This window comes from Paenibacillus wynnii (assembly GCF_030812855.1).
GTDB lineage: Bacteria > Bacillota > Bacilli > Paenibacillales > Paenibacillaceae > Paenibacillus_AQ > Paenibacillus_AQ wynnii_A.
This window is the reverse complement of sequence record NZ_JAUSTK010000007.1, coordinates 66,398-79,701: the sequence shown is the minus strand read 5'-3', so window position 1 is coordinate 79,701 and position 13,304 is coordinate 66,398. Positions and strand designations below refer to the sequence as shown.

10 protein-coding genes and 1 pseudogene are annotated in these 13,304 nt (G+C 49.8%); all 11 read left to right on the top strand.

Annotation, left to right across the window (positions count from 1 at the left end; genetic code table 11):
* The first annotated feature begins 15 nt into the window (after positions 1-15).
* Positions 16-1,356, top strand: coding sequence for an amidohydrolase family protein (locus tag J2T20_RS09380; protein WP_307587713.1), 1,341 nt, complete (start codon positions 16-18; stop codon positions 1,354-1,356).
* 259 nt (positions 1,357-1,615) lie between these two features.
* The gene (locus tag J2T20_RS09375) at positions 1,616-2,500 is read left to right on the top strand and encodes an ABC transporter substrate-binding protein (RefSeq protein WP_307587711.1); all 885 of its coding nucleotides are present in this window, start codon (positions 1,616-1,618) and stop codon (positions 2,498-2,500) included.
* Between the two features lie 177 nt (positions 2,501-2,677).
* Complete coding sequence (locus J2T20_RS09370) at positions 2,678-3,154, top strand: flavodoxin family protein (protein WP_307587709.1); 477 nt, start codon at positions 2,678-2,680, stop codon at positions 3,152-3,154.
* Positions 3,155-3,169: 15 nt separating this feature from the next.
* Entirely contained in the window at positions 3,170-4,552 is a 1,383-nt protein-coding gene (locus J2T20_RS09365; RefSeq protein WP_307587708.1) for an amidohydrolase family protein, read from the top strand.
* Positions 4,553-4,704: 152 nt separating this feature from the next.
* On the top strand, positions 4,705-5,823 hold the full coding sequence (locus tag J2T20_RS09360) for a GNAT family N-acetyltransferase (RefSeq protein ID WP_307587706.1): 1,119 nt from the start codon (positions 4,705-4,707) through the stop codon (positions 5,821-5,823).
* 275 nt (positions 5,824-6,098) lie between these two features.
* Positions 6,099-6,779, top strand: a pseudogene (locus J2T20_RS09355) (phytase); the annotation flags it as partial.
* 604 nt (positions 6,780-7,383) lie between these two features.
* A complete protein-coding gene (ltrA, locus tag J2T20_RS09350) occupies positions 7,384-8,676 on the top strand; it encodes a group II intron reverse transcriptase/maturase (protein ID WP_307587704.1) in 1,293 nt (430 codons plus the stop codon).
* A gap of 322 nt (positions 8,677-8,998) precedes the next feature.
* Entirely contained in the window at positions 8,999-9,220 is a 222-nt protein-coding gene (locus J2T20_RS09345) for a response regulator (protein ID WP_307587702.1), read from the top strand.
* Positions 9,221-9,300: 80 nt separating this feature from the next.
* Complete coding sequence (locus tag J2T20_RS09340) at positions 9,301-9,723, top strand: MarR family winged helix-turn-helix transcriptional regulator (protein WP_307587700.1); 423 nt, start codon at positions 9,301-9,303, stop codon at positions 9,721-9,723.
* A gap of 54 nt (positions 9,724-9,777) precedes the next feature.
* On the top strand, positions 9,778-10,605 hold the full coding sequence (locus tag J2T20_RS09335; RefSeq protein WP_307587699.1) for an alpha/beta fold hydrolase: 828 nt from the start codon (positions 9,778-9,780) through the stop codon (positions 10,603-10,605).
* Positions 10,606-10,824: 219 nt separating this feature from the next.
* On the top strand, positions 10,825-13,179 hold the full coding sequence (gene helD, locus J2T20_RS09330; RefSeq protein ID WP_307587696.1) for an RNA polymerase recycling motor HelD: 2,355 nt from the start codon (positions 10,825-10,827) through the stop codon (positions 13,177-13,179).
* Positions 13,180-13,304 lie beyond the last annotated feature (125 nt).

The following is a 13,304-nucleotide window of genomic DNA, read 5'->3' as shown; positions in this document are numbered from 1 at the left end:
TGACAGCTCGAAAGGATGGTGTCAGCCATGCTGGCTGATCTGGAAGCTATAAACGCTAGATTGCCCCTTGCCCAGGGTGGTGGTTTGTTCAAGCTAACAATCAAGGATGGGAAATGGTCTACTGTTGAAGCTCAGGAAGAGATTGTGGTATCGGATGGGCACGTGCCGATCTCCAAACTAAACTTCGAGGAACTTCGGACAGCCCGGGAGATCGATCTGCAGGGGCGGGTGCTGCTGCCCGGATTTGTAGACGTCCATATGCATCTGGACAAAGCCTATTCGATCACTCATGTGCGAAATCGCTCGGGAACCCTTCTGGAAGCGATCGAAAATTACCGTTCCGTCACTCCGACCTTCAGCAAGGAATCAATCAGGGAACGGATTGTTAAGGCGGCACTTAGAGCAGCTTCCTTCGGCAGTCTTACACTTCGCAGTCATCTCGATGTTCCCTTCCATCTTGGCCGTGAGGTTGCAATGCGTACGGTAGAGGCAGCTTTGGAGGCGAGGGAGATGGTGAAGGATTTCGTCGACATCCAGTACTTTCCGATGTATTTTTACGATCCCGCCCAAGAACGAAGGCTCACTGACTTCGCCGAGGAGACGCTGCGGATGGGCATCGATGGCATCGGCGGAGCACCGCATCTGGCACCCGATCCAGAAGCAGGAATTCGTTGGGCGTTTCAACTCGCGACGGGGTTTGACCGGCAGATCGATCTTCACTGCGATGAATCCGACGATCCTGAGCTCAAAACGATTGATGTCTACTGCGACCAAGTCCAACTTCATGGGTATTCAGGAAGGGCGACTGCGGGCCATCTATGTTCTCTATCCGCGATGGCTCAAAAGGAGGCGGACCGGCTGATTGCCAAGATGGCAGAGGCGGGGATTGGGGCAGTCACGCTTCCTGCGGTCAACCTGTACCTTCAGGGCCGCGGTGATCAGGGCAACGTGAGACGCGGTCTGACGCGGGTCAAGGAGCTGATGAAAGCCGGGGTTCCCGTTGCAGCCGCCTCCGACAATATCCAGGATCCGTTCCATCCGTTCGGTCGGGGAGACATGCTTCAGATTGGTCTTATAACTGCCTATGCGGCACATCTAGCCGGTGAAGAGGATATTGTTACGTTGCTGAAGATGCTGACGAATCTCCCGGCGACGATTGCTGGTGTTCCTGAGTACGGTGTGTCTGCCGGCAATCCGGCGAGCTTCGTCGTTTTTGACGGTATGTCAGGAGAGGAGCTCTTCCAGGAGCTTCCCGCTACACGTTGGGTGTACAACAAGACGCGCTGGATTTATGCATCCGAGCTGAAGCGTCAGTGGACGGACCTGTTATCAAGCGCTGTAACTGTAAGTCTCTAATAATCAGCCCTACTAAACCAGAAAGGCCGTATTACTTCGATGCTCGTCCGCCCAACAAGCGGATGCGCATATAGATATTCAAAGGATAAGGGAGGAAGAAACGATGCTCGCAAAAAGTATGAGAGGCAAGAAGATTAGGTTAGGGGCGCTATCTCTAATGGTCATGGCCGTCATGGCGCTGTCGGCCTGTGGGTCCGACAAGAATGGAGACTCTTCTCAGAGCGGTGAATCGCCGAGTAACAAGCCCGCAGAAGTCACGATGACCAAAGTCACACAGGTGACGAACTGGTTTGCGCAGCCGGAGCATGGTGGGCAGTATGCGGCACTTTCGAAGGGGTTTTACAAGGACGCAGGGATTGAAATGACAATCCAGCCGGGCGGCCCAGGGGTATCCGCTTCGCAGATCGTTGCTTCCGGCAAGGCCGAATTCGGAATGGGGCAGGCGGACGAGATCTTGATGGCGCGGGAAAACGGAATTCCACTCGTGGCAGTCGCGGCGATATTCCAAAAGAACCCGCAAGGCATTATGTACCATAAAGGTAAATACAAGGACATCTCCGAGTTGAACGGCCATAAGGTGTACGTAGGCAGCGGCGTAGCGTTCTGGGAATATCTCAAGAAGGCTTACAAGCTGGACAAAGTGGAGGAGATGAAGTATACCGGTTCGCTCGCCAATTTCGTTGCTGATCCGGACTCCGCCACACAAATATATGTAACCTCCGAGCCGTTCTCGATGAAGGAGGAGGGCGTGGAGGTCGATTATTTCCTCAATTATGATCTTGGCTACAAGCAGTACGGCAACATTCTTTTCACAACGGAAGACTACATGAAAGATCATCCGGATATCGTCAAAGCTTACATCGAAGCATCCATAAAGGGTTGGGATTATTACAAGGACAATTCCGAAGAAATCAACAAGGAAATGCTGGAGAAAAACCCGGATCTGAAGGTGGAAGCGATGGCGTTTGCCTCAAAAGCCCAGGAGCCGCTTATCTACAGCGGGGACGCGGAGACAAACGGAGTCGGTTACATGAGCAAGGACATCTGGGAAGGATTGCAGAAGCAGTTGGTCGACATCGGCATTCTTAAGAAAGCTGAGCCGATCGACGATGTGTTCACTAACGAGTTTCTTCCCGGAAAATAATGAGTTGTCAGCGCAGGGCTGAAGGCCGGACGAAGGTACAGGAATCTTACGGGACAATCGCGGCTCCGCTTGTGGGTCTTGGCTGAGGGAGCGCGGCAAGAGAATAGGAACTGGACAGGGGCCGTACGCGTTCACTCCGCGGCTCCTGTCGTTTTTTCACAGAAGGGAGGGGCGAGAATGGCCAGGGTCTTGATCGTCTATTTCAGTGCGTACGGACATATTCATCGGATGTCTGAAGCGGCTGCAAAGGGAGCCCGAGACGAAGGGCACGAGGTGAGGCTGGTGCGCATACCAGAGTTTCGGTCCCCTGACAACGTAACGGCACTGCTCGACCATCCGAGCCGCAGGCAAGACCGCGGGGAAGACTCGCTGTCCGGCAAGTTCCGTGTCGGTGCAAGATGGGATAAGTATGAAACGTCCCAAAAGGAGCAGAAGGAATTACTGGAGGCAACTCATGACGATCTGCGCTGGGCTGACGGCATTGTCTGGGGCTTCCCGACCTATTACGGTTCAATGCCGGCGCAGGTCAAAGCGTTCCTCGACATGTCAGGCAGTCTTTGCGCAAGTGGAGAATTGGAGGGCAAGCCGACTGGAGTCATGACGAGCGCAGGTTCTATTCATACCGGCCACGAGGCGACCAAAGGCATTAAATGAATGGCGGGGGATGAGATGATGAACGCTTATGATTTGATTGTGAGAAATGTCCTTCTAACTGAAGGCGGCGCAAGTGTCGATATTGGAATACGGGATGGGCTGATTGCGGGATTGGGCCAGTTGGAAGAAGCGGCTGCCGCGGAGACGCTCGACGCGGAAGGCAGGCTTTTGGTGCCTCCATTCGTTGAGCCGCACGTCCATCTGGATACGGCGCTGACCGCAGGGAATCCCGTCTGGAACGAGAGCGGTACGCTGGCGGAAGGGATCGAAATCTGGTCTTCACGCAAGGTGACGCTCACAAGGGAGGATATCATCGCAAGAGCGGAGCGCACGATTCGCTTTTATCTCGGCTACGGTGTCCTTCATCTGCGTTCGATGGTCGACATTGGGGATCCGAAGCTGATGGCATTGGAAGCCATAATGGAGATTAAAGAGCGCTATCGCGGGCAGATAGACATCCAAGTCACGGCATTTCCTCAGGACGGAATCATGTGTTGTCCGGCCAATGTGGAGCGGATGGAGGAAGCGCTGCGAATGGGCGCTGACGGAGTGTCCGCGGTTCCGCACCTGGAGCACACCCGCGAGGAAGGGGTGCTGTCCTTGCGCAAGGCGTTCGACCTTGCGGATCGCAGCGGTGCATATGTTCATGTTTTCTGTGACGAGACGGATGACGAGAATTCCAAGTATCTGGAGGTCTGTGCCTCCTTGGCGCTATCTACAGGGATTGGCTCTCGGGTGACGGCGGCGCATGCAAATGCTGCGGCGTATTATAACGAATCATATTTCCAGAAAGTCGTTGGGCTTGTCAAACGGTCCGGACTTTCAATCGTCGCTTGCCCGCTAATTAACAGTGTTATGCAAGGTCGCTATGGGGGCTATCCTAAGGGAAGAGGAATTACGCGCATTAAGGAATTTCAGAGCGCTGGTATCAACGTCGCGCTATCCCACGACGATATTCGTTCACCGTTCTATCCCCTTGGTACGGGCAATCCACTAGACGCCGCCCACATGGCTGCTCATCTGGCCCATATGAGTGGACGTGCCGAAATGCGAAGCCTGCTGGGGATGATCACGGAAGGTGGAGCTGCGGCGATGAATCTGGAGGCTTACAGTTTCCAAGGCGGAGAATTCCGTAATGGAACGCCCGCCTCGTTCCTCTTGTTCGACGCGAAGGACTCTGGCGATCTGATCCGCCAGCGGCTGGCGCCGCGGTTCGTGTTCCGAAATGGCCTCGTCATTGCAGAAACGTTGCCCGCGGTCACAAGCCTGCGGGGCGTGGAAGGAGAGAATGATCGAGTAATTCTGGTGGAGCCCGGGCCTTCAAACAAAAGGGCGCCCTCCCTAGTCAGTCCAAATTTCTTTGAAGGGTCTTTTTCAATGGTGAGAATTGATGAATGAGGGAGTGTGGTGGGGGCATAAAGAGTTCTATAACCCCTCTTTATTTTCACCGTTAGAGAGGTCTACTACGCTGCCCGGTAGGATATTGAATATGCTTCTAGAATTATAGTCTAGGAAGGTAGTTTACTATTTAGACTGAAAGGATAGGGGAAATGGTTGAATACAGAATGGCAACTCCGAATGAGCGCGATGAATGCATAGATTTAGCCAACTATGCTTTTCGCTTAGATTTTGAAACCCTGATGCCCAAAGCGTATGGAAAGAACGTAGATTCTTCAGCCATGCATAAGGTTGCTGTGGATGAGAAAGGCAGGCTGCGCGCACAGGTGGCCGTTTTTCCAGAGCCTCTGACGGTATGTGACTATACTCTGCAAACCGGCTATTTGGGTACCGTATCTGTCCATCCACGGGCGCGTGGCGAAGGGCATATGAAGGCGCTCATGGACATGTGGCTTGCAGAACTGCGCAATACGTGTGATATGGTTGTATTATATGGCCAGCGGCAGAGATATGAGTATTTCGGCTTCACTCTTGGCGGTGTAAAGATCAAGTATTTCGTGGGAAAGGCCAACGTGCGCCATGCCTTAAGACATGTGAACGACACAGGAATATCCTTCTGCCCGTTATTCGAGGTTGAAGGAGCAGAATCCTTTGCGCATAGCATTAACACCTCGCGGCTTGCTTATATTGAACGTAACTTACAGCAATTGCCACTTATTTTCAACACCCTCCTTCAAAATGCGCTGGGCGTCCTGGATAAAGGTAAGTTGATCGGGTATCTGATCGTAAACGAAGCAGGCGATGAAATATCTGAATTCGCGATGAAAAATACGGACGATATTTCGCGGACTATCAAGGCTTATATGGTATATAGTAGAGCAGAGCGGATTTCTATTTATACGCCAGAATATGACATTCAGCTGAATACGACTCTTGGCAGCATTGCTGAAGACTATGTTATCGAGACATCTGATATGTATCATATTCTCGATTTTGCCAATGTATTGAAGGCTTATCTGACGCTTAAGTTTAAGACCACAGGGATTGTCCAGGGGGAATTCTCCGCAGTCATGGACGGTCAGCCGATTACTGCGCGAGTGGATGCGAGTGGCGTGACTGTCGAGCGGTCTGCTAAGCCCGATGCAGTTGTCCTTAATAAGCAGCAGGCTCAGGCACTTCTGCTTACACAACACAGTCGTTATATGGCAGTAACTGCGCCCGTAGGATGGTTTCCGCTACCCATATTCTGGTACAAGATTGATAAATTCTGACTAATCCAACTAATCACGATAACCCCAAATAAGACAACAAAATAAGCCAGAGGCGAACACTTATGAGTCTGCCTCTGTTTTTTGCCTCTTTTTGGTAAATATTGCTCGTATGATTGGCTGTTATTATACTTACATTCGGAGTTTTCACACCTTCATGATAATTATGTATCTTAAGTACATCATGTCTAGGATACTATAAAAACTTGCCGTTACAGACAGCGCGGGGAACCGTATCATAAATGACGGCTAAATTTTTTGGCGAAGAGAATGTAGGGTATGGCTTCAGCCTGTACCACAGCCTGCAAACGGACAAGTTCTATGCGCTGGTCCTGGGCAAGGACGGCGAGTTCGAGCAGTATGAGCTGAAGGATAACGGGAATGGCAAAATTGCAGGCAAGCTTGTACGTGAATTTAAGCTGACAACGCAATCCGAAGGCCTGGTCGCGGATGATGAGTATGGCATGATGTACATTGCGGAAGAGGATTACGCGATCTACAAATACGATGCTGAAGCAGACGGCGGCACCAAACCTCTGTCTACGGTAGATATTGCGGACGGGCGCCGGCTGCAGGATGATATTGAGGGGCTGACGATCTATTACGGTGCGGACGGCCATGGTTACCTGATCGCATCCAGCCAGGGCAGTGACAGCTATGCTGTATACGACCGCGAAGGTAAGAATGCCTTCATAACGAGCTTCAAAATCACAGACGGCCCCTTGACCGATGGAACCTCGGTAACAGATGGGATCGATGTGCTCGGTTTCGGGCTCGGCGAACAATACCCTAATGGCTTGTTCATCGCACAGGACGATTCCAACATGAACAATGGCAAGAGGCTTAACCAGAATTTCAAAATGGTGGCCTGGGAACAAATTGCCAAGGGCGCGAAAACCCCGCTCCTGCAGGACAACAAGGTTGACCCGCGCAAGCTTCAGAACCGTAGCGCGAAGTAATCGTTCGTAGTATCGGTCATACACGATTATAGCAAAGAGTACCGGAGGCATTCTTCCGGTGCTTTTTTGTTTGAGGCGTGCCCAGAGGCACGCATTATCTAGTTGGTGAGAGTCCAACCAAAGGAGGGGCCAAGCCACCTTTGTAGCTAGGATGCTTGCGCACGGCGAAATCTGTGTGTAAAAGCGCATCGACAAAAGTACCTGTCAGAGACAGGGCGAGCGACAATCCAGGCCGCAACATGAAGTGAATCCTGCCGCGTCGTCAAAAAGGCCCTGCAAAGGGGAAAAGAGGGAGCCGAGTCTCGCTAAAATAGACGAAGGCCAAGGAAGCTGTGAAGAACTTGGAACAACAGTGAAGAACCTTCCGGCGTATAGGGAACGGCATGGATTGAAAGATAATGCAGTGAACTGGGGAGACCCTCCCCCACACGGTTTTTTTTTTAGGAACCCGTAAAGAGACGCTCTATAAGTCCAAAAGACGAAGTGAACCGTCTGTGGGAAGGGAGTCCGAGGGGCTCATAGTACCGAAGAACCTAAGGACAACATAACCTTAGGGAGGGAAGGAGCCCTGCTTTGTTTATGCTTTTGGAGGAGGTAAGAGTGAGTGGATGCCAACCGGATAACGACACCCAAGGAAAAAGTTCAACAACTCCAAGAAAAGCTAGGTCATGCGGCCAAGGAGAACAAAAAGCGTAAATTCCACGCATTGTACGACAAGATCTACAGGTGGGACGTTCTATGCGAAGCATGGAAACGAGTGAAAGCCAATAAAGGAGCCGCAGGAGTAGATGCCGTGACGCTAGCAGATATTGAGGGACAAGGAGAAATATCGTTTCTCAAGGTATGTGAGCGAGAGCTTAAAGAAGGCAACTACCATCCGCACCCTGTACCGAGACACTATATTCCGAAGAAAGACGGCAAGCAAAGACCATTAGGCATACCCACCGTACGGGATCGAGTCCTACAGATGGCAACCAAACTAGTGATTGAGCCCATCTTTGAAGCAGACTTTGGGGAAGTATCCTTCGGTTTTCGTCCGAAACGAAGTGCTAAACAAGCTTTGGAACGTATTCGTAAAGCCTGCAACCGCAAAGGAAATTGGGTAGTCGACGTCGATATCCAAGGCTACTTTGACAATATTAATCAAGAGAAGCTTATGAAATTGGTGCAAATGCGTATCAATGACAGGCGGATACTAAAATTAATGAGAAAGTGGCTACAAGCGGGAGTTATGGAAGAAGGAACGGTAAGACGCTCGGATTTAGGGACTCCACAAGGAGGAGTGATTTCACCGTTACTGGCGAATATCTATCTAAATTACTTCGACCAATTATGGGAGAAACACGGAAAAGGAGTAGGTGAACTAACGAGGTATGCAGACGACTTTGTAGTGGTTTGCAAAACGAAAAAGGACGCCGAACATGCGTATGAGCTCATACGCAAAATTATGGAGCGTTTGGAGTTAACCCTACACCCGACCAAAACCCGCATTGTTGGATTATGGATTGGAGACGAAGGATTCGACTTCTTAGGGATGCATCACCGGAAAACCAAAGCAGAAACATCCCGAGGTAAGGTGTACTACACCACACAACAGTGGCTAACGAAAAAGGCAGAGGAACGCATTCGAGAGGTGGTCAAAGAAAGATTGGCACCCCCGAGCATACGCTCGAAATCGTTTGCGGAACAGGTAAAATGGCTCAATCCAAAGATCCAAGGATGGAGAAATTATTACTACACGAACTACAGCCAAAAGAGATTAGCCAAGTTGGACTGGTATATTTTGCAGCGATTAACACGGTGGTATGCCAAGAAAAGACAACGTAGAAGATGGATGGGTTCACTGTCAGAGGTTAGATATATTGCCGTCCAGTATGGACTTAAAACGCTATTGTAAACTGCATGCCCATGAATGACGAACATCGGAAAGCCGTATGAGGGAAAACCTCACGTACGGTTTGATGAGGAGGGGCTGGTCAGGCCAGTCCTTTACTCTAGAATAATCAGTAAAAAACGCAGGAGTGGAAGGCCGACGCGGTCCTGGTGACAACCGGCAGATAGGCCAATACGGATGAACTGAACCTTGAAGCGGCGGTACTAGTGTTACGAGTACCACTTGCCTGTTATTGTCGGAATAACGGTTAGTCCTAGCATGAAAGTCCTCCAAAGATTGTGCTAAAATAAATGTAGTGACCATTTTAACAATGATGAGGGATTTCATGTATAGAATAATGATGATTGAGGACGATGAAAAAATTAGACGGATTGTCGCTGATACTTTGATTAAGTGGCAGTACGATGTGGTGGAAGTGACCCGATTTGACCAGGTGCTTACGGAATTTAAGCAGACAGGTCCACACCTCATTCTATTGGATATTAATCTTCCGGTTTTTGATGGATACTACTTACTGTCAATGCCATGGGGGCATGGCCGCATATGAGTTCTTGGAGACAAGAGTAACAACGAATCGCCCCGGACAGTCGATTTGACATTAGTTTGATATCAAACTATAATGCGGATATGGAAACTAGAGATGTCATTTCATTGATCTCCAAAATTAGGGAGAAAGTTAATCGGTTCATTGTTGCAGAAATGGTGAAGCAGGGGATAAATGGTATTGGCACTTCGCATGGTGATATCATCTATGCGTTATTTAAGCAGCCCAGACTCACTATGGCGGATATCTCCAAAAGGATTCATAAGGATAAATCTACGGTCACGGCACTTGTCGACAAGTTGGTCCGGCTTGGATACGTGACAAAGGAAAGGGATAGAGAGGACACGAGGGTTGTATATGTGGCTTTATCCCCAAAGGGGAGAGAACTGGAACCGGTCTTTGAATCCGTGTCTACGGAATTGTTAGACTTGTTTTACTTGAATATCTCGGATAAAGAAAAAGAAGATCTGCTTAACATTTTAGAAAAAATATATCACAACTTCTAAAAAAATTTTAGCATATAGTTTGATGTCAAACTAAATGACCAGGAGGATGCAATCGTGAGAGATTATACGAAAGAATTGCCCGAGCATACGGAGAAATACCTTGGGGACAACGATTTATATCTAGAGATATTCGAAGGGGCAATTCCCCCGAAAGCAGCTAACAACAGGCCGCCTTTGCTTTTTGTACACGGTGCCTTTACAGGCAGCTGGATGTGGAGCAAATACATCCCTCACTTCATCGGTGAAGGGTGGAAATGCTACGTGATGAATTTGAGAAGTCACTACAAAAGCAGACTGCTGGATATGACGAAGATAACCTTCGAGGATTATTTGGAGGATATTAAAGAGGTCATCGCTGAATGTGGTGTTCCGCCAATTCTTATCGGATTTAGCATGGGGGGAATCCTGGCCCAGAAGTTGGCTGAAACCGCCGAAATCGCCGGGTTGGTGTTGATCGATTCAAGCATAAGCAAAGAAGTTCATGAAGTCGTACCTTACCAAGACATAGCTCGGGTGTCACCTGGCATCCTATTGCCTGCCCCAGCCCGTGAAGAGCTTTCAAGCATAGATGAAACACCAGATGACATTGAATTTCAGAAAAAGTATCTGACCATGGAGTCAGCAAAGGCCTTTAGCGCGTTTTCTTTTCATTTCGGAGCAACGGGCATTTCCATAGACAGCAGTTCGATTTCTTGTCCGTGTTTGGTTATCAGTGCAGTAAGCTGTGATAATGACGACCGCCGGGGTAGAGCGGCAGCGGAGCACCTCCGTGCTGAATATAACGGACTGTGGAACACAACGCATACCGGCGTGCTCGTAGGGCAGAGATATAGAGAATCGGTAGATACAATTATGGACTGGTTGAAGAGACTGGAAGGCTGAATAAAAAAGAACCCGGCAGGCTCTGCCGGGTTCAACTATGTAAAGTAATTGCGTACATAACAGTATTATGATATAGTGAAAAATGAATGTGATTTTTTGTAAAAAATGTTCGAAGTTAACGCATCTTATTTACATCTTAATCTTACCATACGAATTCCCGGTTTGTCAAACGTTCTTTTTCGCATTCAGACCAGACTGAAAAGGAGTGTGTTCAGGAGAATGATTAACACAAATGATTTGCAGCAAGAAGAGGAGCGGCTGGATTTGGTTAAGGAAAGGCTGCGATCAAAAATCGCCGAACAGGAACCGGAGGTGACCGGACTGCGCGATCAGGTGGTGGACATTCGCAAGCGTTTTTGGGAGGAAGTAACGGTCAACACGAGCAGCTACGAAGATTTCGCAGATACCTTCTACAGTATAAAGCAGCAGGAGAGAATATTGTCCGAACGGGAGCGCAGCCACCGACTGTGGGTGGAACGCTATAAAAGTATGAAGCGGCTCTTGCCGTCTCCCTACTTCGGGCGCATCGATTATCAGGAAGATGGTTCGGGCTTGATCGAACCCGTGTACATCGGTGTATCATCCTTCCTGGATAGAGACGGCTTGAGCTTTCTGGTGTATGACTGGCGGACACCAATCGCAAGTATGTACTACGACTGTTCTCCAGGAGTGTCCAGCTATGAAACGCCAGTTGGACAAATTACGGGCAGGATGACGCTGAAGCGGCAATACCAGATCCGTGACGGTCAGCTCCAGAATGTGTTCGACACGAGCATAACAATCGGCGATGAATTGCTTCAGCAGGTGCTTGGCAAGGGCGCGGATACGCAAATGAAGAGCATTGTAGCCACCATCCAAAAGGAACAAAACGCCATCATCCGCAACGACAAAAGCCGGATGCTTATTGTACAGGGTGTGGCCGGCAGCGGAAAGACATCAGCGGCACTGCAACGGGTGGCATACTTGTTGTACAAACACCGTGATAGGCTCAAGGCGGACCAGATCGTTCTTTTCTCGCCTAATCCGATGTTCAACAGTTATGTATCCACGGTTCTTCCAGAGCTCGGCGAGGAGAACATGCAACAGACGACTTTTCAGGAATATCTTGAGCATTGGCTTGGATCGACATTCCAACTAGAGAATCCGTTCGAGCAGATCGAATATATACTGCAGTCAAACTTCTCGCCAGCGTATGAAGCACGGCTGATCGGAATAAAGTATAAGGCTTCCGAGGCTTTCCTGCAGGCTATGCAAAACTATGCACTGTGGCTGGGAGAGGAAGGCATGCTGTTCCGCGGTATCTGCTTCCGTGACCGCGATCTGATTAGCGCGGAGCAAATGAAATCGCAGTTCTACAGCTATGACAGTTCTATCCGCCTGGTAAACCGCGTTGCTCAGTTGCAGGAATGGCTGCTTCGGGAACTGACTTCGCTGGAGCATCAGGAACGGGAAGCGCTCTGGGTTCAAGATGAACTCGATTACCTCGATAATGAGGAGTATGCCGAAGTCTACAGCCAACTGCTCAAGAAGTCTCAGGGGGAAGAGAACGTCTTCGACTTTACCATGCAGCAAGAAGAACTACTGCGCCGGATGATCGTGAAGGAGTACTTTAGACCGCTGAGGCGGGAGGCGAAGCGGTTCCTGTTCATAGATATGATCGGACTGTATGATCAGCTGTTCGGTGAAAAGGCCGCCTATCAGACAATGACGAACGAGACCGAAATGCCTGATCGGTGGGCGGAAATCTGCAGGCAAACGAAGGAGAAGCTGGGCCGGCTCGAATTGTTTTATGAGGATGCGACCCCGTTTCTTTATTTAAAAGAACTAATAGAGGGGACTCGGACGAACACGGATGTGCGGCATTTATTTATTGATGAAGGCCAGGATTATTCGCCGTTCCAATACGTGTTCCTCAAGCAGCTATTTCCCCGCGCCCGAATGACCGTGCTCGGCGACTTCAGCCAAGCGATCTTCCCTCAGGCCACGAATCTGCACGAGGCGGATTCGTCTTTGATCCGGCTTTACGGCGAAGCTGACACGAGCCTGATCCGTCTTGTGCGGAGCTATCGTTCGACCCGCGAGATTGTGGAGTTTACGAAGTCGCTGCTGCCAAGTGAAGAGATCGTCCCCTTTGAAAGAAGCGGCGGGAAGCCGCACCTCTTCGAAGCTGACAGCGACGAGAAGCGGGCGGCGCGAATAGTTGAGGATCTCGCAGCGCTTAAGGCAGAAGGCTTCGATACCATCGCTGTCATTACGAAGACCGCAGCCGAAAGCCTCGAGGCCTATAAAGCATTGACGACAGCGGGTTGTAAAGCACTGCGGCTCATTACGAAGGAGACGCTCACCTTTGAGAAAGGGACGTTGGTTATTCCCGCATATCTGGCTAAGGGAGTAGAATTCGACGCCGTGCTGATCTACGATGCTTCTTCGCGTACCTATCAACGTGAGAGTGAGCGCAAGCTCTTTTACACGGCATGTACCCGCGCGATGCATCGGCTTCTGCTCTACACGACAGGGGAATGGACACCATATATCCGGGCACTGGATACGTCTTTATATGAGGTGGGACAGTAAGGGAGCACTGTGTTCCGGTGAAGCTCATTCCCAAATCTTTTAGGTTAATAACAAAGACCTCTCGGAAGAGAGGTCTTTGTTATGTGTCAAGACGAAAGGGCAGGGTAGCTTAATAAAATGAACAA